Source organism: Mucilaginibacter sp. OK283 (genome assembly GCF_900110415.1).
Taxonomy (GTDB): domain Bacteria; phylum Bacteroidota; class Bacteroidia; order Sphingobacteriales; family Sphingobacteriaceae; genus Mucilaginibacter.
In genome coordinates this window covers 786,494-808,389 of sequence record NZ_FODR01000001.1, presented here as the reverse complement: position 1 = coordinate 808,389, position 21,896 = coordinate 786,494, and the positions used below count along the sequence as shown (strand labels likewise).

Below are 21,896 nucleotides of genomic sequence, written 5' to 3'. Positions count from 1 at the left end.
TGGACACCATAATGTTCGAAAGAAATAAAAGAGCGGGAGAGTGTGCAATTGCTTACTTGGGGAAGGGAAGATAGGGGTTAAGTCAAGCGTTCAGGTGCACGTTTTATAGTCGTGCGGTGCCCCCCTGCTTTTGCGCTCATTGGCATCTGCACCTCTCTCAATAGACTACTGAGTGTACACATCTGATTAAAGAAAGAAAATGTCCCGAATGAGGCGTGAGGAGAACTTATACCCCCTGCATCGTCTTAGCCTTTCGTGATACAAGACGTTAAAGATTTTTCGCTGTCGCTCAGGATATAGTTTCTCTTCGCCCCCCTCTTTTGCCCTGCGCCTGCTCGTTCGACATTTTTCTTTTGTTAAAAGATGAATACAACACGCGATAGCGTTTGAGGGGCGGAGAGGTGCAGGCACCCCCATTTGAAATTCCCCCCTTTCCCTACCCCAACATATTCCAAAAAGTAATTACCTTTAAACAAATTGACTGTTTATGAATAAAGTATTTTACCTGTGTGTAGCAATAGTTGTTTTGGGTGCCTGGAAATACCAGGACGATCATAAAAAAGGTTTTGTTGATGTTGCCGGTATCGACTCCCTGACAAAACCCGGCGATAATTTCTTTCGCTTTGTTAACGGGCGCTGGTACGATACCGCCAAAATTGCTGCCGATCAATCGGGCGTGGGTTCATATAGTTTCATGAACATCCCGCAAAAACTGTTGCTGCAAAATATCCTGGATAGCGTTTCAAAAGCCCGGAACCCCATGGGCAGTATCGACCAGAAGGTGGGCGATTTTTATGCTTCGGGTATGGATACCGCAACCATTAACCAGCGCGGGTACCAGCCCATTAAACCGGTACTGGCACAAATTGACGCCATTGCCAATGTACCCTCACTCATCAAATTTGTAGCCGCGCAGCTAAAAGCAGGCAACGGCCTTATTATCGACTTTGGTATTTATCCCGATAACAAAAACAGCAGCATCAATATTGCCCATGCATCCCAAACCGGCATTGGCTTGCCAGAAAGGGATTATTATTTTAAAACAGATTCATCTACGCTTGGCATTCAGCAGGCCTACAAAAAATACATAAGCACGCTGTTCCGGTTAACCGGGAGTAGCCCTGCCGCCGCCACAAAAAATGCAGCTATTGCTTACGGCATCGAGCGGCAAAACGCGGCATCGCATAAAACCAATATCCAATTAAGGGATGTTAATGCCAATTACCATAAGGTGGCGGTTGCCGCCATCAGCAAAACACAGGCTAACATAGGCTGGCCAATATTGCTGGCCGAACTGGGTGCCAAAACCGACTCACTGGATATGGGCCAGCCCGCTTATTACGATAAGTTGAACGGATTGCTGAAATCGGTACCCATAACCGACTGGAAAATTTATTTAAAAGCCGCCACCCTCCAAAACTACGCCGAAATACTGAGCAAGCCATTTGTAGATGCCTCGTTTGAGTTTAACAAAGTATTAAACGGGCAGGCCGTACAAAAAACCCGCAGGCAAATCATGACGCAAAACGTCGACAATTATTTGGGGCAGGCTTTGGGGCAATTGTATGTAAAACGATATTTTAACGAGGATGCCAAAAAACGCGTGCTGGTATTGGTAAACAACCTGCAAAAATCGTTCGAAAACAGGATCAACCACCTGGACTGGATGAGCGACAGCACCAAACAAAAAGCCAAAGAAAAATTATACGCCATCACCAAAAAATTAGGCTACCCCGATAAATGGCGCAATTACGATAAGGTACAGATTAACCGCAGCAAATACTTTGAAAACATTCTGTGGTTGAAACAAAACGACTATCAAACTCAATTGGCCAAACTGAACAAGCCGGTTGATAAAACAGAATGGGGCACAACGCCATCTACGGTTACCGCTTATTACAACCCGTCGTTTAACGAGGTTGTTTTCCCGGCGGGCATCCTGCAATTCCCTTATTTCGACTTTTCGGCAGACGACGCTATCAATTACGGCGGCATCGGCATGGTAATTGGCCACGAAATGACCCACGCCTTTGACGATCAGGGCGCGCAGTTTGATAAAGACGGCAATGTAAAAAACTGGTGGACAAAAGAAGATTACGAAAAGTTTAGGGCGAAAACAAAACAGCTGGCCAGTTTATATGGCTCGTTTACCGTTTTAGATTCCGTACATATAAAAGGCGCGCTCACCCTGGGCGAAAACACCGCCGACAATGGCGGCATAGCCATTGCCTACGACGCCTTTAAAATGACCGAACAAGGCAAAGGCAACACCCAAATTGACGGCTTTACGCCGGATCAGCGCTTCTTCCTGTCCATAGCCCGCATCTGGAGGGTAAAAACCAGGGACGCGTTCCTGCGCACCTACGTAAACACCAACCCCCACTCGCCGGCCATGTGGCGTGTAAACGGCCCCTTAATGAATTTCGCCCCGTTTTACAAAGCATTCAACGTTCAGCCGGGCGATAAAAATTACAAGGCGGAAGGGGAGCGGGTGAAGATTTGGTAGGGAGGGCCCCGATCAATTTGTGTTACCCTTTTTCCTATTTATATTACCAGATCCCGGATACAATTAACATCCGGGATTTGCATATTAGGATAATTAGCATGCGGGTATCTGGGACAGAATTGCAATCGGCTAACGAAAAACAGAACCTGTTTTTCCTCACCACTTCGCTAAAATTAAATCAGTAACTTAACAACTATTATATTAATTACTCTCCAAATAGTCAATAAATATTTAATTATCGAGCATACTACCATTAAATCAACGAATACTTTTACCTTGATTAACAGATTTTTGTTAAAATACACCTTTTATTTTATTAATTCTTGTCAACTATTTTCGTATGACTGTATTTTCGCTACATTGCGACATCGCTCATTATAAAGACTTTGCTCTTTACATTTGAATGCAATAGTAATTTTCTATAGATGTATCCTTCTAAACCATTAAAACCGCAGGCGCAAAAATTGTTCGATCAAATCCGTCCAAAGATTAGTCAAGAATTAAGTCATGTTTCAGAGATTCCTGTAAGTGTGTTGTTATGGGGGCCTTATCCAGACGATACTCATGAGGTAGGAAGACTTAGAATAGATTTGCGTAATGAACTTCGAGAAGAAGGACATCTCGCCATGTTTGGCGAAGAAATTGTTGACTTTAAATTGACAGCATCTTTACGCGTACAACAACTCGTTCATGCTGGACAATTTGATGTAGTGGTATCATTGCCAAGTACTCCGGGAGCGATTGGCGAACTTCATGACTTTGCACATGATTGGCGAGTTAATACTAAGTTATTAGTTTGCTTAAATAAACAATTAATGGATGGTTATAGCAATCAAAGCATCAGTGCAGTTTGTTCTGTTTTGACATTTGAAGCAATATATTATGATGGCTATGCTGAACTTCCCATTATTAAATCTGAAATTCTCAATCATATTCAGCGGATTAGGGAAATAAAATACATATTCAAGGGACGCATATGAAAGACACGGATATGGATCAATGGATTATATTACGAGAATATGCATCGTCATGTTTGAACGATGAAGCAACACCCTCCATACTTGCCTGGATTGAAAGAACTGGAGTCACTAATGAAGAGGAGATTGTTGAAGAAACAGGTTTAAAAAAGCATGAATTATCACAGATATTACTTCGTCTTTATCAAAATCGGTATATCGTATTTGGTAAAAATAGCTTATATTCTACAGATAAAGGTAAAGATTTTATTTCCTCACTCGGAATAGAAAAAGATATAATCAATGATATGGTTGATAACTTTTATTTCGAAGATGATATCAAAAACTATTTGATTGATCTGCTTATTTTTTCAAGGTCTCATATTTACTCCCACTATTTAAGAACGGCTAATGATTTAAGAAATTGGATAGTTCTATCAGAACATATTAATCATGATCCAGTACAGAATATAAAGCATCGAAAAGACTTCCAGATTGGTGCACTATGTTATTTTCATACATTATTTTTTATCATTGATGCAGATCCATTTATAAAAAAAACGTTTTCACATTGGTCTTCACACAAAAATGAAGTTTACCTATTACAAAGTATATCAGAACTATTTGAAAATAAAAAAAGTGTCACTAAAGACAATGGAGACATCTTGAATTCTGTTAAAAGGTGGATGTCAAACCAATTAGTAATAAGTCATAAAAAACCTTATGACTATAAACATATCGACAAATGGAGTCATTTTGACGTATATAGCACTTATTCTAACATTAGATATAGTATAGATAATGATACATGGAACAATCTCTGGTTTGATAATGATCGATCCAAAGACAAACTTGAAAGACTATCATCCATTTCTCAAGTAATATCGAGAAATTACTCACATGGTTCTGGTTCATTACACTTTTTTAAAAAGTTAATCGAACGACATTCTCTATCCGCTGAAAGTTTATCTGTGCTTATCGACTTCAAGCAACTATTAGAAACCATTAGTAATTATAACGAATTTATTAGTAGGTTTGGGTTAAATGCTAATAATGCGGATGTTATTTTAAGTGAAATTGCGTCGCATATAGATCGAATAAGGCAATCCAAAGAGAAAAAGTAGACAGTCTAACCCTTTTTAAGGACGATCAGAAAGTTAGTCACTTAGGCGAACCGTGGCTACAAGAGTTGAACGACCTCATCCAGTTGTCAATAACCTTTTGCATGTTTTCTGGTAGTTGTTTTTGAACTTCGTTAATGTTAAAATCAAAAACGAAAAACTCACTGTTTAAAGGGTCTAGAATTCCTTCTTTTACCAATTCTCTTTCTTTAAGAATCAATAAAGGAAGGCCCTTTTGATAGGCCATTCCCGCCTCTATCTGTATCCAAGCTGTTGACGTATATCGATGTACGAATTCTGTTTTTCTTTTGGAAAATTCGTATTCATATCCGATGTATGAGTGATAGCGTTCCATACCCACTATTACAGCAGCTTGGCATTTGTTAATTAATTCTTTGATAGGCAGCAACGGGCTTTTATGACTCCAGTTTTCTTTACCTAAATTAATAGGATTTAAATCGTAAGACTGAAGATATGCTTCTAACAAATGGAGAAACTTTTCTTGATGGCTATTATATGGAGTCGGATGCGAAATAAATATATCAATCGGCATAATTATGATAAGTAGTTAACTTTGTTAAAGGATTTAGATGAATTACACTCAACCTTCGTTCAAGTGCATATTCAACGATATCGCCCGTTCCGCCTAAGCCTTTAGCTTTAAGACCATCCCAAATGGTTATTAATAAATTTGATGTTTTAACAATCGATTTGCCTGCGGCATAAAAGGCTTGTTCAGTTGGCTCATTGTAATCTAATTTAAATTGTTGTGCGGCCTTTCCGAGTAATAGTTTATATTTTTCTAAATCGCGGGAACTTGTAAATGTTTTTTCATAGTTCGTACACGGTATTATAATATTTAACGGAATTTTTTTTTCAATTATTAATTCTGCGAATAATTGATCACTCCCTATAGCTAAACTCGACATTCCCAGCGCAATAGGTAATTTATTGATTGTAATGAGTAATTCTTTATTTATCCAATTTATATCGAATTTGCTTAAGTTTTGATGTCCAGAAATTCCTACAATAATCATTTATAATCGATTTTTACCTTCAGTCATACACTTCTCAATTTGGTTAGCTATAGGTATCCATGACCAAGGTGTCACTCTAGTGCGAGATAATCCTAACGGAAGATTAGAATTTAAACCAGCTCCATCTACGTAAATTCCAAAGATGGGTATATTATTACGTTCAGCCATTCTAATTTCTTTCTGGACACCTCTAGCCGAGGACATAAACCTTCCTATCAAAACTATTACCAAATGACATTTTTTTATCTTCTCTTCTAACATCATTTCCCACAGAGGCTCAGGAAGTACGCTCTTTGAAGACCAATCTTCAATGTTAAATGGCGTTGTTGAGTTAATAGATTGACCGACAAAATATCTGCGGCTACCTTCATCGTGGTCAAAATCAAAACTTATAAATGCTCTTGGGTTTGCCATTTTAAATTTTCCCTTCTTTTGTTAGTTGCCAGTAGTATTTTCCCAATGGGGTTAAAATACATGACTTACTATTAATCGCGGCATAATACATATGCTCAGAATCAACTGGATGCAATAAACTGCCTCGATTAAATCTTTGTAAATCCTCAAATATTTTTTCGTTATCATGCCCACGCGGATCAGCATCTGGCTCATAAGAAGGATCTAATTTGTAAATATCATCTTGATTATTAAAATAAATTGGCAATTGGCGAAGGGTATGAAGTGGGATTATAGGTTTACAGCGACGTAGAGACATCATCTTAGATAAATTACATTTAAATATTGGCCGTTGGTCCCAAGGCCCCAATAATTTATCAGCATAACTATAAATCCCTGCAACAGTTACTAGCCCTATTGTATCAGCAGAGCCCCCTTCTAATGCGTTGCAAACCATGTCTGTGAAAACACTGCCGTTAACACCCGCCATTGATACTTGATTCTCATGACTTGACGTCAATATCGATATGCCCTCTCGCAAATGTGACATCTTTTCTAAAAATGATGGATTCCCTAATGAACCGCTAAAGCAACAGTCCAAAATTATTACTACCTCCGTCGCCGCAGATTCGCTCGCAGTCTTAAGTAAAAAATCTAAATCTACTCCCGAGTTTGCGGCCGCGGCGTCTTGTGTTACTAGACAGGCATTTTCGTATTTATCTTTTTCAGATCCGTGACCTGAAAAATAAAATAAAGCAACCTCAGTTTTATTTTCAAATAATTCAACTATAGCTTCTTTTAATGTTAGTATGTCAATCTCAACTTCAGAGGAGATTAGCTTTTTACAGGTGAAATTTGGCGTTTCATCAAAATCCCGTGAAAGTAACATAGACAATTTTTCTACATCTCTAATGCAGCCAACAAGAGGGCTGAAACTATAATCATCGATGCCAATTAATAAAGCTTTTCTCATAGTCCATCAATATTTATGTCTCGAAAAAATGGGCGGATATTGTTCATCCAATCTTCAAAAACTACGTAATTAGTGGCATTTTCAACCACCCAGAGTCGTTCTCTAGAATTTGTACTTTGTGCTCTTTTTATGTAAGGATAAAGTAGTAAAAATTCCCTTCTTTCAAAAGTACGCTTAGTTATTGATAAATTTGTAACTGGGACTAACGCACAAAGTTGCGTGTGACCATCCACATAACCTAATTCCCAAGGCATCCACTTTGACAAATCGGCGTTTTCCGAAGTTGCTAATAAAAGTGATTTTGACGATTTTAATCTTGACTGAATAATTTTGGCTGTTTCCTTGGTTACATTATTACGATCTAAATGTGAGTCAACAATCCAATCAACGTAAACCGAAAACCCAAGTCTTGTTAACTCGATGTACAAACCCTTAACAGCGGTTTTATCTAAATAACAATGTGATAGAAAGATATCAAATGAATTTTTCTGTTTGCTTTCAGACATCATCCTAGTGCTCTCATTAATCGGTTGGGTCTGCGCTAAGTTCTTGAGGTAAGTTTCAGTAAATAATGCCATGTGTTCGATAAGTTTATAGGTTATTCAAATATAAATACTTTTAAGATATATTTTATTAATTTTTTGTAGACTAATAAAGCCCAAGCTGGCGCACGCGTAATTTTCAGCCCCGCTCCCGCAAGAACTTTTTGCGCTGCCGCAAGCCTCCAAGCTTGTGTGCCCGCTGACAGGTAAACACCATGCTAAGTATACGCCACGCAAATCCCAGATGTTATAATATATCCGGGATTTGTATTTTAAGCGGGGCGAAAGAGTAATATTAAAAGATTGAGGTTAACAAGTTGCGTAGTTGATTGTCCTAAAGGCATGGCGTATACTTGGCGTGCTGTAGCATGAGGGAGGATCAATGTGACTTTTGTTAATCTACAAACCAAATCGTATTTTAGAATTTCTATGTTAAGCTCTACTCAATTTACATGTTCATGCTGCGGCAAGGTGTACAGTGAAATTCCATTGTGCTTTGATAGCGACTATCCCGCATATTATTTCAACGTGCCCGAAAATGAAGTAAAGGAACGAGTTGAGATGACGGAGAACCTTTGTGTTATTGATAATTACTATTTCCACAAGGGTGAATTGATGATCCCTATAAATGATCACCCCAAAGATTTAATATTTAACGTTTGGCTAACCATCACCAAAGAAAATTTCGAAATCCGAAATACGCTTTGGAATGATCCAGAAAGATTAAAGCAGGACCCTTATTTTGGTTTTTTGCATAATATAGTGCCTACCTATGATAATACCTTAGGCGTTAAAGCCTTGGCGTGCGAAAACAATGTGGGATTCACGCCGGATATTATGGTGGTTGAAGAAAATCATCCCTTGCGTACTGATCAGCTAAATGGGATAACGTTACATGAAGCGGTTGAAAAAGTGCAGGCTATTTTGAAAGATTGGCAGCATTAACATCTTAGCCCAGTGTTGTGCGGCTGCTCGCGGGCGGATCACGTATGATTTGGTACACCCCCTCGTCCGCAATAGGGATAGAAGTGGTACCGGCCCTCGCGCTTAATGCCTGCAGGCGTATGAACGCATAGCCCGGACCGCAGGTATTGCCCGGGAAAAGAATCAAGAGGCAATAATCAAGATTTAGCCTCCGCCAGGTGTTATCACCGCACCAGCAAAAGCTTGTATTTACATATGCTTTAGTTGCAAATCTATATAATACCGGGCTTCCGTGAGGCCAACTGGAAGTGGTGCGGTGATAACAGGCTGAACACAGGCTGAAAGCAACAACCAAATTCAATTTTTAAGTACATGTATTGTGCTGGGGCAGGTACCGTAGCTGACCTTTTGCGTGCAATTTGCATGGCTTACAAAAGTCACAAGTGATCCTCCCGCATGCAGCCGCACAACACTTGCGCCAAGGATTGTTTAATCACATTGCTTCAGGGCTTAAAAATTCAGGTAATCCATGGCATTTGATTATTGACCGGCAGTTTTAGTATAATCCAGTTCCCTTACCTTAACAAAATCATTGCCATGCATTTCATAGAACTCTTCTTTATAGTGATTAGCATCTATGATGGTTAAAATCCGGCGGTTTTTTTGAGCCTGTCCAGGAATCAGTTCGTCCTCCCAATCGTAAGTAAAGGCCTGCTTAGCCGCATCAAAAGTTCCCGTTTGCATTTGAATGTCGCTGCCGATATGGTTGTTGATAGAGGTGGTGATATATTTCTTTTTTGGATTGTCAAAACCTTCAATTTGCATGCTTTGATAAAAATCTTCTTTCATTTTGCCATCTGCAACCGGTAGCGGCAATTTTCCCCCCGTCATTTCAACGGTGTAAAATCGCCCGTTGTAAATAACTTTGCGCACAAGGGTACCCTTTACAAAAGCCAGCTTAGCGTCCTGGAATAACCAGGTGCCTGCCAGTTTTTCTAATTGCGCATGGGCATTTCCCGGCCGCGAATAATCAAGCAATTGGGTCATGGTGTCCGGCTGTTTCGGGGCCTGGGCATAAGTCGCGAAATTAACAGTTGTATAAATAAGAGTGGCCAGGCATATCCTGATGGCCGTGTTTGGCCGAATTGTTTTTTTCATAGGATTTTATATGTTTATAAGTACACCTCAAAAAAAGGCAATTATTAACCGGTTTGCCTTATGCATGCGTTGCAAATACTTTAGTATTTGTTGCATTAGCAAACTTGAAGCCGGATGTTGAACCAGCCTTGGGCACACGCGAGCCGCCATAACCTCCCACTTTTGGCAGTGTTGCGGCTGTTTGTGGGAGAATTACTTTTGACTTTTATTGAAATTCTTCTATTTAGTAACAGCACTCAACTTGCATCAAAATACCACCTTTTTCCTCGTAATTACTGGTAATGCTGTAAAGATAGTCGGCAGCATAAGCCGCGACCGGGTTTGTTGAAAACAACTCCAACAACGGCGCGGAAGAACGATGGTATAAAAACCTTAAATTTTAACCGGTATAACGTTTTGTGAATCAATGCTATATTTTAATATTTGTATGTTAAATTGAACTCCTTCAGTTAAATAAACCAATTATGAAAATAAGGCTAATTTTATCAGTCCTGCTTTTAACCATTTCTTTTACCGTGTTTAGCCAGGACAAGCAGAACGTAACTATTGTTGAAAAAGGTTTAATTAAAGTATCTGTGATGTACCCTTATGCCGAAGGTAAAACCTTTAATATGGAGTATTATGAAACTAAGCACATGCCAATGGTAGCGCGGTTTTTAGGATCGAATTTGGTTAAATACACCATCGAAAAAGGGATGGCCAGTGGTATCCCAAACCAACCGCTGCCTTTTATGGCTATTGGCACATTTTATATAAAAAGCCTGAGCGACTATCAAGCCGCTATCGCGCCAAACAGAGATGCCATTCGTGCCGATTTTCCAAATTATACCAATATCACTCCCGTTATTTTGGTAAGTGAGGTGATAAAGTAAACATACCATTTAGCTTCCGGCCGGTGTTATCACCACAACAGCCAAAGCTTGAGTTTTACATATGCTTTAGTTGCAAATTTATATAATACCCGGCTTCTGCGAGGGCCAACCGGAGGGCGTGCGGTGATAATGCCGGCCCGGCTCAATTCGAAATTTTGCCCGGATTAAAAAAATTAACCATTGGTAGTGTACCACCCTGTACCACCCCGTTTCAGGGCGTACCACCCCGTACCAGGGCGTGTCACCCTGTTTCAATCCGTACCGGTACACACACCCGCAATTAAACCCATTCGCCCTTTGACGTAGTGTTGTGCGGCTGCACTCGGAAGGACCGCTTGTGCCCTCCTCCGCAATAGGGATAGAAGTGGGTACCGGCCCCGCGCGTAATGCCTGCAGGCGTATGAACGCATAGCCCGGACCGCAGGTATTGCCCCTTTTAGTATCAAGTATCAAGATTTTTAATATGGAAATATTTTCCTTCAGCACTTTTTAGTATCAAGTAGCAAGATTTTGAAGGGGGGACAAAGTGAAAAACAATATCGAACACTGAATATCGAATGTCCAACACCGAGATTTTATAATTCATTATTCGAAATTGGATATTCGGTGTTCGATATTAAATTCATTTAAAAACCCCGCAGGCCTTGTTAAACAAGGGCGCTGCGGGGTGGTAACCGCTACGTTACAGTTCTTTATCGTCTATCAGTTTGGCGTCGCGGGTGTTTTTTTGGACGGCAATGGCCGAGAACATGCTGAGGCAAAATGCCATGGCGTAGAAACCTTTCTCGCTTCGGGTGATATCTGCATTCCACAGGCCGATGGTTAATAAAACCATTGCCGCGATGGTGGCAAACCAGCTGAGGCCGTAGTATAGGTCGGTAACGGCCAACCCTTCGGATCTGTCCCTTACGCTTTTTTGTACCGAGATAACGGCGAATAAGCCAAATAATAAAATGGTGAAGTAATAGCCTTTTTCGTTCAGCTGTATAGTGGCGTTCCATAAGCCAACGCAGTAACCTATTACGCCCACCAATAAGGCAAACCACGAGGCCCCTATAAAGGCGGCAGTGGGTTTAAACGGGTTTCTTTTAATCTTGTCGCCATATTTTCCAAAGGCTGAATTTTCGTCTGTTTTGTTTTGTAGCGGTTCCATGTTTGTTTTGTTTTAGTTGTTAATATGGAAGCAAATGTGCGATGTAAAACCGGCCGGCTAAAATCATATTATGTAAATTACTGACGATGTAATTTGGTAATTAATGTACCTTTATGCGCATTAACACATTGATATGGACTCACTATCGGAGTTAGTTAACCTGCTCAATAATACTGATAAAGCACTTTTCAGGCAGTTTTTACAGCGCAAAAACAAAAGGGATGACGTAAAAAACCTGGCCCTACTTTATTTAATAGAAACTGACGATATAGCTGGCATAAATAAACTATACAAGCCCGGAAAAAATAAGGATGCTTACCATGCATTACGCAAAAGATTGCAGGATAATTTGCTGCTGTTTTTATCGCAAAAAACCTTCGAAAGCAGCCACGCCGAAACTTACGACGCCTTGCGCCTGGTGGTGGTAGGGCGTTTTCTGTTAGAGAATGATGTGGTTAAGGTAGCCTTTAAATGTTTGGACAAGGCCGAAAAACTGGCCAGCCATTTGGAGCAGTTTAATTTATTGAACGAGCTTTTGCTGTTGAAGCTGCAGTATGCCCATCTGGAGGGGGCCGAAGACCTGGATGCCCTCACCGCGCGCTTTATGCAGAACCAATTACACATGCAACGCGAGGCTAAGCTAAACATAGCCTATGCTTTTTTGAGGCAGGAACTACAGGCGATACACCTGCAAGGGAAGATAGTGAATTTGACCAGCCTGGTGATCACCACCATCAGGAAATACAAAATCTCGGCCCAGGACCTGATGACCTATAAATCGATCTACCAGATCCTTTTCATTGCCAATGAATACGCGGCTATACAGCAAAATTATGGACTGATAGAGCGCTACGTTAAACGCACGGATGAGTTTATGCAGGGCCAGGCGGGTAAAAAGCAGTCGTACCTGTTTTATCATATCTCTATCCTGTACTTTTTGGCCAACTTTCACCTGCGGCAAAAGGATTTTGCCAGGAGCGCATCCTGGTTAAAAGAAAAGATGGATCTGATGGAAACGGATAGCCGTTACTATGCGGTGTTTTATTTACGTTACCAGTTACTCCGTGGCCTTAACCTGTTTTTTACAGGCTTTGCCAACGATGCCATAGGGATACTACAGGAATCGCTTGCCAAAACCAACAACAGGAGCAAACCGGAAGACATAGAAGATGTACGCATATGTCTGGCCATGTTTTTGGCCCTGTGCAACAACCAGCAGAGCTTAAAACAACTCATGTTACTTACCCGAACCGATGCCTGGTACGAAAAAAAGATGGGCATGTTATGGACCATCCGCAAAAACCTGATGGAAATTTTGGTGCACGCGCAGTTCTCCAATATCGACGTTGCTATGTCGCGGCTAAACAGCTTCAGGCGGCGGTATAGGAAGTACCTGTTAAAAACTTCGGAGGAGCGGGTACTGATATTCCTGAAGTTGGTAGAAAAATACCTGCAAAAGCCTGATGTGGTTTTTGAAACCACGTACCGTGACCAGGCTTTAAACCTGCTTGATAAGCCAGAAAATAACGACATTTTCACGCTAAGCTTTATAGCCTGGCTGATAGCACGGCGCGAGAAAAAAACAGCTTACGAAGTGGCGCTGACGCTGGTACAGGATAATAACTAAGCGCAATAATATCTCTGAGCGTGGTGCGTCGAATCGTAGCCATGCGGTATACGTCCCCGCCCAGTCAGAATTTCGCAAAATTTTATCATGCAAGGCCCATCTCAATTTCGGGGCTCCCGGATGTCTCCCTTCCATGGTGGTCATGAGGAGGCTATTGTTTAGCCAAAGTCATATCTGTCGTGCCGTTTCGCATACCTGCCTGGTTTAGGTTTAAATTTGTGATATGAGTTTAAAAACATTGGATAAGCTGGCTTATTCGGTACTGGATTTGGCTACGGTAGTTGAGGGGCACCCCATTGCCGATACTTACCATAACAGCCTGCAAAACGCGCGGCAGGCCGAGCAGCTGGGCTATACCCGTTACTGGTTTGCCGAGCATCATAATATGATTAGTGTGGCCAGTTCGGCCACGTCGTTATTGATTGGTTATGTGGCGGGCAATACGCAGGCCATCCGCGTGGGTTCGGGCGGCATTATGCTGCCGAATCATTCGCCGCTGGTAGTTGCCGAGCAGTTTGGCACCCTGGCCACCCTTTACCCCAACCGGATTGACCTTGGCCTTGGCCGCGCGCCCGGCACCGACCAGGTTACCGCCGCGGCCATCAGGGGCGATAATATGAACGCGTCGTTTTACTTCCCCCGGGATGTGGAGGCGTTGCAAAAATATTTTTCGGCCGATAATGCCGACGCCAAAGTCCGCGCTATCCCAGGCGAGGGGCTGGATATACCAATATGGATATTAGGTTCGAGCACGGATAGCGCCAGGCTTGCCGCGGCCAAGGGTTTGCCCTATGCCTTCGCCAGTCACTTTGCGCCTGCTTACTTTAAGGAGGCCATTAAAATATACCGCGATAATTTTAAACCATCGGCAGTATTGCAGCAGCCCTACGTAATGGCCTGCGTAAACGTAGTAGCCGCCGATACCGACGAGGAAGCCGAATACCTGGCCAGCAGCGTAAAGCAAATGTTTATGGGCATTGTTACCGGCAAACGCCGCCTGCTACAACCCCCGGTTGAAAGTATGGCCCACATCTGGAACGTGTTTGAAGAAGAAGCCGTGATGCAGATGCTGGCCTACTCGTTCATAGGCAACAGGCAAAAAATTACCGCCATGCTAACCGATTTTGTGGAACAAAACGGGATAGATGAGATTATGGCAACATCGCATATTTACGATCATGGAGCGAAGCTGAAATCGTATAAGCTATTTGCGGAGGTGGTGAAGGGGTGAGTAGTGAGTTGTGAGTGGGAAAGAAAAAGTCAAGCCGGCCCGTTATCGAAGGGACCGGCTTGACGGGCAAAATATCTTAACTCTTGATTCTTCCCTTAAGCGTTAGCGAGCGCCCTATCCAAATGCGTGTACCCGCCGTCGACGTATACCAGTTGGCCGGTGGTGTGGCTGGATACGGGCGAGAGCAGGAAGGCAGTGGTGTTGGCCAGTTCCTCGGCGGTGGTCATGCGGTTACCCAGGGGGATTTTTGATTGAATTTCTTGTAGTTTGGCTTCCGGGTCGGCCATTTTGTTTAGCCAGGTTTCGTACAATGGGGTCCAGCACTCGGCCACCACAACGGCGTTTACACGGATGCCATATTTCAACAGCTCCACAGCCCATTCGCGGGTTAAAGCGTTACGCCCGCCGTTTGCCGCGGCGTATCCCGAGGTATGACCCTGTCCGGTGTCGGCAGTTTTGGAGGTGATATTGACGATAGCACCTTTGGATTTGATGAGTTCGGGTAGGGCATAATGGGCCATCAGGTAATAGTGTACCACATTTTTATGCAGCGATGCTATGAAGGCTTCGTAGTTGCCATCTTCCAGGCCTACACCATCATTTACGCCGGCGTTATTTACCAGGCCATCTATACGACCATATTTATCTATGGTTGCATCAATGGCATTTTGGTTAGCCTTAGGATCGGTAAGTTCGGCGGCAGCCTGAAATGCCCTGCCACCGGCGGCTTCAATTTCATGAACCACTTTAAGGTTATCCGCCTCGCTGCGGCCTATAATAACCGGAATGGCGCCCTCGGCAGCCAAAACTTTCACAATGCCCTCGCCTATACCTTTTGCGCCGCCTGTTACTATAATTACTTTATCTGTGAGTTGTAAATTCATGGTATATGGGTATTCGTTGTAAAATTTTTATTGTTAGTGGGATACGGTAAGTTTCACTTCTTTCACTTTTAAATTGCGCATGGCAAAGTAAAAAACAAACAAAAAGCAGGCCGCCGGTACCAGGTACGCAATCTGGATATTGGTCATATCAGATAATTTGCCCATTATCGGCGGGAAAATAGCACCGCCTACTATAGCCATGATCACCAGTGATGAACCCTCTTTGGTTTTGGCCCCCAATCCGCGGATACTTAACGAGAATATAGTAGGGAACATGATGGACATAAAAAACTCTACCCCAATTAACGCGTAAACCGGGAACTTACCGTGTAAAAACACCGAAAGCACAATAAGTGCCACATTGGTGATACCATAAATAGCCAGCAGTTTTACCGGGTTGATAAATGTCATCAGGAAAGTGCCAATAAACCGGCCTGCCAGAAATGCAAAAAGGGCCATAGTAAGGTAATTATTGGCCGCTGCCTCATCTACGCCCGCTACTCTTTCAGAAAAACGGATTAGAAAACTTCCTACACAGGCCTGCCCGCCTACATAAAAAAATTGCGCTACTACCCCAAACCTTAAACCTTTTTCGTTCAATAAGTCGGCAATACGCTCCAAAAAAGTGCGGTCTTCGTGCTGTGGCAGGCCTTCGCCTTCTTCAACAATTTCGGGCAAATGCGTACGCCATAACAAGATAGCCACTATAAGCACTGTAACTGCGATGATCAGAAAGGGCAATTGTACAGATGAAGCCTCTTTATTTAAATAGTTATTCAGTTGAAGTGATGACATGGCCTTCTCCTGGTCGGGCGTAAGCACTTTGCCCGATAGTATAGCCTTGCCTCCTAAATAAGATGCCAATACCGCTGCAAGGCCGTTAAACGTTTGTGCAAAGTTTATACGTTGCGTAGCACTCTCCGGATCTCCTAATACGCTGATGTATGGATTGGCCGCGGTTTCTAAAAAGGCAGCACCCGAAAATATGATGAACAACGCCCCCAGGAAAAACGCGTAGTTACGCACAATTGATGCCGGGAAAAACAGGAATGCACCAACCGAAAAAAGGATTAAACCAAACAGGATGCCCCCTTTATAACCATAACGTTTCATAAACTGGGCAGCTGGTATCGGCAACAAAAAGTAAGCAAAATACGCCGCGGAATCTACCAGTGATGATTGCAGATCACTTAGCTGGCAGGCTTTTTTTAAGTGCGGTATCAGTATCGGGTTAAGATTTAACGCAAAACCCCAGATAAAGAACAGGGATGTTATTAAGACCACAGCAAGCGTATTTTTATTTTTCGACATAGTTGTTTTTTGTTATAATTGGTTTATTGGGTTGCTTTTATTTTAATGCTGGTGTAATATCTTTTATTGAAACACCCAGCGTTTTCAGGGCGATGGTGTTAAGCGCTTTTTCGTCTCCGGTAAAGTGGAATACGCTGTGCTTGTGTGTTAATTTTTGACCTGGTTTTAAAAACGCGGCGGGCGATACACTTTCAATTTCGTAAAAAGGGCCCATCTGTTTGCCATCTGCCAGCGGGCCATCGTTATAGGCGTTTACGGCATCGCCGCTGAAGGGGGCGGCATCGGTTTTCCACTCCTGGTTAAGGTATTTGACGCTGCTGTCAATATCAAAAACCGTGATGGTTAACACCCGGTTACTGCCATCATAGCTTCCGGCCATGTTTTTGGCCCGGTTTGGCGGGATGCCCAGCTTGCCGCGCGATTTGCCATCGGCTTTAAACAACAGGATGCCTTTGTTGTAGGTGATGCGGTCGTTAGCAATCTCGCCAAAGTAATTGGTGGTGGCAACCTTACCGGTGGCGTTATCTACGTAAGGCACCACTATAACTGTTTTGGGCGATGGGGTAAACATATCAAGGTTCCATAGGCAGGGCGCGCCGGTGGTTTCGTCCCAGGCTGTGCTGCCTGTGTTGGTAATGGTGTTTATGGTGCTGAAGCCAACCAGTTTTATAGCAGAATCAGGGCTGATGCCCAGCAACCGGTTAATCACTTCGGGTTCCATGATCTCGATATCCCTGTCGAGCTTGATATCCAGCTGAGTTCCCGCGTAGTTTTGCAACCGGGTAGTTTTACTCATGGATACCTTTTTATCCGATGAGGAAACCAATTCCCAGCTTTCGTTATCAACCGCGGCCGGGGTGTGCCAGTTAGCAAATTCCATTTTGGTACCCGGTTTAAAGAACAGCGAGAACATGCCGCCCTCGGGGCCAAGCCAAAGCCTGTCTTCGCCGCCAAAAGCGTTCATGTGCGGGTCGGCTTGTTTCAGGTCGAAGGTTTCGTATTTTATCCAGCCAAAACTTTTCCCGAAGGTAACCCCATCAGCTGTTGATGTAAACACCTTGGCCTGGTATTTTGGCGATACGATGATTGCACCATTTAAATCTTTGGTGGTTAAAAGAATAAGGCCTTTATCGTGTTTTTCTAAAAAGAGACGATCATAACGAAATTCTCCGGGTAAGGCATCCGGCATTCGCATGGTGCAGGAATTAAGGCTTGCAGCTATCAGCATAAAATAAGCTATCTTCAAATTCCTCATTGGCTTATTTATGTTTTGGGTTAATACCGATAGTATTGATCATGGTGCCGATGTGATCTATGCTGATATAAATTTCATCGCCTACTTGCAAAGTGAACGTTGGCGGCGGCACCAGGCACGTACCCGTCATGAGGTAACAACCCTGCGGAAAATCGCACTCGGCATATAAATAGCCCGCCAGTTCGGTAAAAGAGCGTTTAATGCGCGATATGGTGGTTTCATCCTGGTACACCGCAGCACCATCCCTTTTGATGAGCAGTTTGATGGCCGAATCGGCAGGCAATGGTTCTGCACTTACATATAAGCATGGGCCGAGCGCGGCGCTTTTTTCGTAGATTTTGGCTTGCGGCAGGTACAGGGCATTTTCGCCCTCAATACTACGCGAACTCATATCGTTGCCGATGGTATAGCCCTGGATATTGCCTTTGCTGTTGATGTACAGCGTCAGTTCGGGTTCCGGCACGTTCCATTCAGAATCTTTGCGGATGTACACCTCGCCGCCATGGCCACTTACCCGGTAGTGCGTGGCTTTAAAAAACAGTTCGGGCCGGGGGGCATCATAAACCTTATCGTACAAACTGGCCCCGCCCGAGCTTTCCGATTCTTCCATCCGGGCGTCGCGGCTTTTTAAATAGGTTACGCCCGCGGCCCAGACCTCCTGCGTGCCAATGGGCGGCAGCGCCTGGCTGTTGGTAAATTCCTGGTGTACGCCGGCAGTTAACGGCGTAGTGTCGTCAATAACGGATTGCAGGTAGGCGGCCAGGTTATCGCGGTTCACCAGTTTATCCCAACTATCATCAATAATGTAAGCGGCACCTTCATGCTCCAGCAGGATGCCTTTGGCAATTTTGTATAGCTTCATCAGTTTACTTCCAGTTCGTCGCGCGAGGGTAATTTGGGGAATGGGTTAGTTGGGCCGGTTTGGTACCAAAATACGGTAGATGCAATATCATCCTGCAAAGGCATATACCGCCCATCGTGTCGCCAGCCCAGTGCCTGGATGGTTACTTTCAGGCTTTTTTCGAACCTGATGGGGTCAACAATATGCCAGCGGTACAGGCCGAAGCGCTGGGCCACGGTATAGTGGCCATCGCCGCCAATTACCTGGGCAAGGCCGCTGTAGGGCGTATTAAATTCGGTGTATTCGGTTTCGTTCTTCTCTTTGCCGTTGGCGTCCTTATGGCGGGTATCAAAGTCATATGATCCGCAGAAATAATCCTCGGTACCGGTGCCGTTTATAGTAGGGAATTTGGTATCGCCATCCATAAAAAACTTAATCTCGCCCTCGCCCCACCAGCCGTTTTTGTGGCTGCCATAGGCTAAATAAGTGCCCACATACTGTCCCTTGCCTGCAATGCTATCCACCAAAACATAATCTTTTTTATAGGGCAGCGGGTTGGTACGCCTAAACTGCGCGTGGAAGTAGCCAGCATCATCGGGAATATCCGTTAGCGTATAATCAACCTGATAATAGAGCACCATATCGTTATCATCAATGTTTTCCATGGTGATGCGGCATTTTTTGCGGAACGGCATAGGCCAGTAGCAATTAAAGGCACTGCCCGGGTTAACTGCCACCGCTAAACTGGCCAGCGGCGAATATTTGCCCCAGCCCATGCAAAAAAAGTCGCCAACGGGAACTTCAACAGCGGGGGTAGTTTCATCGTCCCAATAAAAACGGAGTATACTGTAGCGCCAGTTGCCGGTAGGCGTCATCCAGATGTGTTGTATAGCGCCGCTTTCGTTAATTTCGGCAATGGTAAAGGTGGTGTGTTTTTTTATGACAACGCTTGGGCTCACCTTCCAGGTTTGGCCCAAATCGCGGGATGCGTTACTTCCCGTACCGGTAGTGGCCATGCCGCCTTTACCCTTTTCTCCATTAAAATTTTCGGGGCTTATCGACCGGGTTTTGGCATCGCTGGTACGGTACAGGTTGCCAAGGCCGACATCCAAACCATTAAACTTTTTTTGGGCAAACGCGGCCGGTGTTGCCAGTAAAACAAACATCCAGCTCAGCAATAATAAAACATAATTTTTCATCTTAAAAACATAGGTTATCTGTTAGTAAAAAATCAATAATGCATCAATTGGTAAAATGCAATACCTTATTTATTTGCTGTAACGCTTGCTTTATGCACAATGAGCCCAAAGCCGGTCACAATCATAAAGATAATTTTTTTTATTACAACCCGCTTTATTAGCATAAACTTCAAGGATATTAGCATGGGGAAGCCCTGCTCTAAATCTCTCCCTGAAGGGGGAGACTTTTAATTGGCATGTTATTCTTTTAAAGTCTTCCCCTTTAGGGGAGGATTTAGGTGGGGCTTCCTTACCTTTGTATATGTCATTTATCCTTATACTAAACAACATTGCCAAACACATTCATTTAACCGCCGATGAGCAGAGTATTTTTACCGGCATGCTACGGCCGCAAACCATAAAGCGCAAACAATTTTGGTTGAGCGATGGCGATATATGCAAACACTCGGCCTTTGTTACTTCGGGCTGCCTGCGCGGGTTTACGGTTGATAAAAATGGCATTGAACATGTGCTAAGCTTTGCCCCGGTAGATTGGTGGATGGCCGATATGTACAGCCTGATAAGCCAAAAGCCGGGCATTCTGAACGTAGAGGCGCTGGAAGATACTGAAGTATTGTTGCTGAGTAAAGCCAACCAGGAAGCGTTGTATAAGCAAATTCCCAAGTTTGAGCACTTTTTCCGGGTATTGGTAGAGAATTCGCTGGTTGCAAGTCAGCAACGCCTTATTGACGGCCTCAGCCTTACGGCCGAAGACCGCTACAACAACTTTTGCAAACGCTACCCCACGCTGATCTACACCCTGCCCCAAAAGCAAATAGCATCATACATTGGCGTTACGCCGGAATTTTTTAGCAGGATGAGGAGCAGAAGGTAGTTGCCGGTTGCGAGGTTCGGGGTACTGGTGGCAAGGCGGATACAGTTTCAACCGTTTTTTCTCAGGCTCTGCCACCCACACCTCGAACCACGCAACCCGAACCTGAAAAACTTAATCTACATCAACTCCCCCTTGCCAAATCCGCTGTACCTTTATATCAACAAAACAGAGGAAACAACATCATGGCACAAACCATTTTACATAAAGCCGAAACAAGGGGGCACGCTAACCACGGCTGGCTGAACAGCTACCATTCTTTCAGCTTTGGCAGTTATTACAACCCCGAAAGAATGAACTTTGGCGCACTGCGCGTTTTAAATGACGATACTGTGGACGCCGGGATGGGCTTTGGCAAACATCCGCATGATAACATGGAGATCATTAGCATACCATTGGAAGGCAACCTGGAGCATGAAGACAGCATGAATAATGTGGCCGTTATTAAAAATGGCGACATCCAGGCTATGAGCGCCGGTACCGGTATTTATCACAGCGAGTACAACCAGGACCCCGACAAGCGGGTAAAATTTCTGCAAATCTGGATTTATCCCAACCAACGCAACGTTGAGCCCCGGTACGACCAGCTTACCCTTAATCTTGATGACCGCCATAATAAACTGCAACAGGTACTATCGCCCAATCCGGACGATGCAGGTGTATGGATTCACCAGGACGCATGGTTTAACCTGGGTAAATTTGATGCAGGCGTAAGTACTGATTATACTATCCACAAACCCGGCAACGGCGTATACGCATTTGTATTAAGCGGCGAAGTGCAGATTGATGGGCAAGCGGTTGGCACCCGTGATGCATTGGGTATTTGGGATGCCGAAAGTTTTACCATCACCGCAAGCACCGACGCGGAATTTTTACTGATGGAAGTGCCGATGAGCTTTTGATGTGCAGATTTTAAATGTGCAGATATGCAAATTAACTTCGTTTATGGCTTTGCTGTTTAAGATGTGTAGATGATGCATGAAATGGATTAAAACTATGTCATTGCGAGCGCAGCGTGGCAACCTCGTCGCCTGCTAAGCGG

At 43.6% G+C, this 21,896-nt stretch carries 22 protein-coding genes; 9 read left to right on the top strand and 13 right to left on the bottom strand.

The window, feature by feature from the left end; all coding sequences use genetic code 11:
• The first annotated feature begins 487 nt into the window (after positions 1-487).
• From BMX56_RS03440 to BMX56_RS03425, 3 genes are all read left to right on the top strand, one after another.
• The gene (locus BMX56_RS03440; protein WP_090640803.1) at positions 488-2,506 is read left to right on the top strand and encodes a M13 family metallopeptidase; all 2,019 of its coding nucleotides are present in this window, start codon (positions 488-490) and stop codon (positions 2,504-2,506) included.
• Between the two features lie 425 nt (positions 2,507-2,931).
• Complete coding sequence (locus BMX56_RS03430; protein WP_090640798.1) at positions 2,932-3,486, top strand: hypothetical protein; 555 nt, start codon at positions 2,932-2,934, stop codon at positions 3,484-3,486.
• Positions 3,483-4,586, top strand: coding sequence for a hypothetical protein (locus BMX56_RS03425; protein ID WP_090640795.1), 1,104 nt, complete (start codon positions 3,483-3,485; stop codon positions 4,584-4,586). Before BMX56_RS03430 ends, BMX56_RS03425 begins: the two co-directional genes overlap by 4 nt.
• A gap of 37 nt (positions 4,587-4,623) precedes the next feature.
• On the opposite strand, the gene BMX56_RS03420 is transcribed toward BMX56_RS03425, so the two are convergent.
• Genes BMX56_RS03420 through BMX56_RS03400 form a run of 5 tightly spaced genes read right to left on the bottom strand, consistent with a single transcriptional unit; the run spans position 4,624 to position 7,564 of the window.
• Positions 4,624-5,136 (bottom strand): hypothetical protein, encoded by a 513-nt coding sequence (locus BMX56_RS03420; RefSeq protein ID WP_090640792.1) that lies wholly within the window; start codon positions 5,134-5,136, stop codon positions 4,624-4,626.
• Positions 5,126-5,620, bottom strand: coding sequence for a hypothetical protein (locus BMX56_RS03415; RefSeq protein WP_090640789.1), 495 nt, complete (start codon positions 5,618-5,620; stop codon positions 5,126-5,128). The genes BMX56_RS03420 and BMX56_RS03415 overlap by 11 nt, the downstream gene beginning before the upstream one ends.
• Positions 5,621-6,034, bottom strand: coding sequence for a TIR domain-containing protein (locus BMX56_RS03410; RefSeq protein WP_090640786.1), 414 nt, complete (start codon positions 6,032-6,034; stop codon positions 5,621-5,623). It abuts the gene before it with no gap.
• A gap of 1 nt (position 6,035) precedes the next feature.
• Positions 6,036-6,986: a caspase family protein gene (locus tag BMX56_RS03405; protein WP_090640784.1), complete on the bottom strand. Its 951-nt coding sequence runs from the start codon at positions 6,984-6,986 to the stop codon at positions 6,036-6,038.
• Positions 6,983-7,564 carry a hypothetical protein gene (locus BMX56_RS03400; protein ID WP_090640781.1) on the bottom strand — a complete coding sequence of 194 codons (582 nt, stop codon included), beginning with the start codon at positions 7,562-7,564 and terminating at the stop codon, positions 6,983-6,985. Before BMX56_RS03400 ends, BMX56_RS03405 begins: the two co-directional genes overlap by 4 nt.
• Positions 7,565-7,957: 393 nt before the next feature.
• On the opposite strand from BMX56_RS03400, the gene BMX56_RS03395 reads away from it, so the two are divergent.
• On the top strand, positions 7,958-8,473 hold the full coding sequence (locus tag BMX56_RS03395; RefSeq protein WP_090640778.1) for a DUF2199 domain-containing protein: 516 nt from the start codon (positions 7,958-7,960) through the stop codon (positions 8,471-8,473).
• Positions 8,474-8,477: 4 nt separating this feature from the next.
• Here BMX56_RS03395 and BMX56_RS30015 read toward each other — a convergent pair whose 3' ends face one another.
• Both BMX56_RS30015 and BMX56_RS03390 read right to left on the bottom strand, forming a co-directional pair.
• Positions 8,478-8,639, bottom strand: a complete 162-nt coding sequence (locus BMX56_RS30015) for a hypothetical protein (protein ID WP_177183699.1) — start codon at positions 8,637-8,639, stop codon at positions 8,478-8,480.
• A 353-nt stretch (positions 8,640-8,992) separates the two neighbouring features.
• Entirely contained in the window at positions 8,993-9,610 is a 618-nt protein-coding gene (locus BMX56_RS03390; protein WP_090640776.1) for a DUF1579 family protein, read from the bottom strand.
• Positions 9,611-10,074: 464 nt separating this feature from the next.
• Between BMX56_RS03390 and BMX56_RS03385 the strand changes: the two genes are divergently transcribed.
• Positions 10,075-10,482, top strand: coding sequence for an EthD family reductase (locus tag BMX56_RS03385; RefSeq protein ID WP_090640773.1), 408 nt, complete (start codon positions 10,075-10,077; stop codon positions 10,480-10,482).
• A gap of 682 nt (positions 10,483-11,164) precedes the next feature.
• Here BMX56_RS03385 and yiaA read toward each other — a convergent pair.
• Complete coding sequence (yiaA, locus tag BMX56_RS03375) at positions 11,165-11,635, bottom strand: inner membrane protein YiaA (protein WP_090640767.1); 471 nt, start codon at positions 11,633-11,635, stop codon at positions 11,165-11,167.
• 133 nt (positions 11,636-11,768) lie between these two features.
• Between yiaA and BMX56_RS03370 the strand changes: the two genes are divergently transcribed.
• Positions 11,769-13,262, top strand: coding sequence for a hypothetical protein (locus BMX56_RS03370; RefSeq protein WP_090640764.1), 1,494 nt, complete (start codon positions 11,769-11,771; stop codon positions 13,260-13,262).
• A gap of 223 nt (positions 13,263-13,485) precedes the next feature.
• Positions 13,486-14,493, top strand: coding sequence for an LLM class flavin-dependent oxidoreductase (locus BMX56_RS03365; protein WP_090640761.1), 1,008 nt, complete (start codon positions 13,486-13,488; stop codon positions 14,491-14,493).
• Positions 14,494-14,588: 95 nt separating this feature from the next.
• Here the strand turns inward: BMX56_RS03365 and BMX56_RS03360 are convergent, their stop codons facing one another.
• From BMX56_RS03360 to BMX56_RS03340, 5 genes are read right to left on the bottom strand one after another with little or no spacing between them, the layout of a single operon-like run.
• The gene (locus tag BMX56_RS03360) at positions 14,589-15,377 is read right to left on the bottom strand and encodes an SDR family oxidoreductase (RefSeq protein ID WP_090640754.1); all 789 of its coding nucleotides are present in this window, start codon (positions 15,375-15,377) and stop codon (positions 14,589-14,591) included.
• Positions 15,378-15,410: 33 nt separating this feature from the next.
• On the bottom strand, positions 15,411-16,688 hold the full coding sequence (gene fucP / locus BMX56_RS03355; protein ID WP_090640748.1) for an L-fucose:H+ symporter permease: 1,278 nt from the start codon (positions 16,686-16,688) through the stop codon (positions 15,411-15,413).
• A gap of 37 nt (positions 16,689-16,725) precedes the next feature.
• Positions 16,726-17,943, bottom strand: coding sequence for a DUF6786 family protein (locus tag BMX56_RS03350; RefSeq protein WP_090640745.1), 1,218 nt, complete (start codon positions 17,941-17,943; stop codon positions 16,726-16,728).
• A gap of 4 nt (positions 17,944-17,947) precedes the next feature.
• Positions 17,948-18,805 (bottom strand): fumarylacetoacetate hydrolase family protein, encoded by an 858-nt coding sequence (locus BMX56_RS03345; protein WP_090640741.1) that lies wholly within the window; start codon positions 18,803-18,805, stop codon positions 17,948-17,950.
• Complete coding sequence (locus BMX56_RS03340; RefSeq protein WP_090640737.1) at positions 18,805-19,983, bottom strand: glycoside hydrolase family 172 protein; 1,179 nt, start codon at positions 19,981-19,983, stop codon at positions 18,805-18,807. The genes BMX56_RS03345 and BMX56_RS03340 overlap by 1 nt, the downstream gene beginning before the upstream one ends.
• 301 nt (positions 19,984-20,284) lie before the next feature.
• On the opposite strand from BMX56_RS03340, the gene BMX56_RS03335 reads away from it, so the two are divergent.
• On the top strand, positions 20,285-20,857 hold the full coding sequence (locus BMX56_RS03335; RefSeq protein ID WP_090640735.1) for a Crp/Fnr family transcriptional regulator: 573 nt from the start codon (positions 20,285-20,287) through the stop codon (positions 20,855-20,857).
• Between the two features lie 182 nt (positions 20,858-21,039).
• Positions 21,040-21,756 carry a pirin family protein gene (locus BMX56_RS03330; RefSeq protein WP_090640731.1) on the top strand — a complete coding sequence of 239 codons (717 nt, stop codon included), beginning with the start codon at positions 21,040-21,042 and terminating at the stop codon, positions 21,754-21,756.
• The last annotated feature ends 140 nt before the right edge of the window (positions 21,757-21,896 follow it).

Bases quoted from the DNA above. Each gene is read 5' to 3' on its own strand.
- BMX56_RS03440 (WP_090640803.1), top strand. From the start codon at position 488: ATGAATAAAGTATTTTACCTGTGTGTAGCAATAGTTGTTTTGGGTGCC.
- BMX56_RS03430 (WP_090640798.1), top strand. From the start codon at position 2,932: ATGTATCCTTCTAAACCATTAAAACCGCAGGCGCAAAAATTGTTCGAT.
- BMX56_RS03425 (WP_090640795.1), top strand. From the start codon at position 3,483: ATGAAAGACACGGATATGGATCAATGGATTATATTACGAGAATATGCA.
- BMX56_RS03420 (WP_090640792.1), bottom strand. From the start codon at position 5,136: ATGCCGATTGATATATTTATTTCGCATCCGACTCCATATAATAGCCAT.
- BMX56_RS03415 (WP_090640789.1), bottom strand. From the start codon at position 5,620: ATGATTATTGTAGGAATTTCTGGACATCAAAACTTAAGCAAATTCGAT.
- BMX56_RS03410 (WP_090640786.1), bottom strand. From the start codon at position 6,034: ATGGCAAACCCAAGAGCATTTATAAGTTTTGATTTTGACCACGATGAA.
- BMX56_RS03405 (WP_090640784.1), bottom strand. From the start codon at position 6,986: ATGAGAAAAGCTTTATTAATTGGCATCGATGATTATAGTTTCAGCCCT.
- BMX56_RS03400 (WP_090640781.1), bottom strand. From the start codon at position 7,564: ATGGCATTATTTACTGAAACTTACCTCAAGAACTTAGCGCAGACCCAA.
- BMX56_RS03395 (WP_090640778.1), top strand. From the start codon at position 7,958: ATGTTAAGCTCTACTCAATTTACATGTTCATGCTGCGGCAAGGTGTAC.
- BMX56_RS03390 (WP_090640776.1), bottom strand. From the start codon at position 9,610: ATGAAAAAAACAATTCGGCCAAACACGGCCATCAGGATATGCCTGGCC.
- BMX56_RS03385 (WP_090640773.1), top strand. From the start codon at position 10,075: ATGAAAATAAGGCTAATTTTATCAGTCCTGCTTTTAACCATTTCTTTT.
- yiaA (WP_090640767.1), bottom strand. From the start codon at position 11,635: ATGGAACCGCTACAAAACAAAACAGACGAAAATTCAGCCTTTGGAAAA.
- BMX56_RS03370 (WP_090640764.1), top strand. From the start codon at position 11,769: ATGGACTCACTATCGGAGTTAGTTAACCTGCTCAATAATACTGATAAA.
- BMX56_RS03365 (WP_090640761.1), top strand. From the start codon at position 13,486: ATGAGTTTAAAAACATTGGATAAGCTGGCTTATTCGGTACTGGATTTG.
- BMX56_RS03360 (WP_090640754.1), bottom strand. From the start codon at position 15,377: ATGAATTTACAACTCACAGATAAAGTAATTATAGTAACAGGCGGCGCA.
- fucP (WP_090640748.1), bottom strand. From the start codon at position 16,688: ATGTCGAAAAATAAAAATACGCTTGCTGTGGTCTTAATAACATCCCTG.
- BMX56_RS03350 (WP_090640745.1), bottom strand. From the start codon at position 17,943: ATGAGGAATTTGAAGATAGCTTATTTTATGCTGATAGCTGCAAGCCTT.
- BMX56_RS03345 (WP_090640741.1), bottom strand. From the start codon at position 18,805: ATGAAGCTATACAAAATTGCCAAAGGCATCCTGCTGGAGCATGAAGGT.
- BMX56_RS03340 (WP_090640737.1), bottom strand. From the start codon at position 19,983: ATGAAAAATTATGTTTTATTATTGCTGAGCTGGATGTTTGTTTTACTG.
- BMX56_RS03335 (WP_090640735.1), top strand. From the start codon at position 20,285: ATGTCATTTATCCTTATACTAAACAACATTGCCAAACACATTCATTTA.
- BMX56_RS03330 (WP_090640731.1), top strand. From the start codon at position 21,040: ATGGCACAAACCATTTTACATAAAGCCGAAACAAGGGGGCACGCTAAC.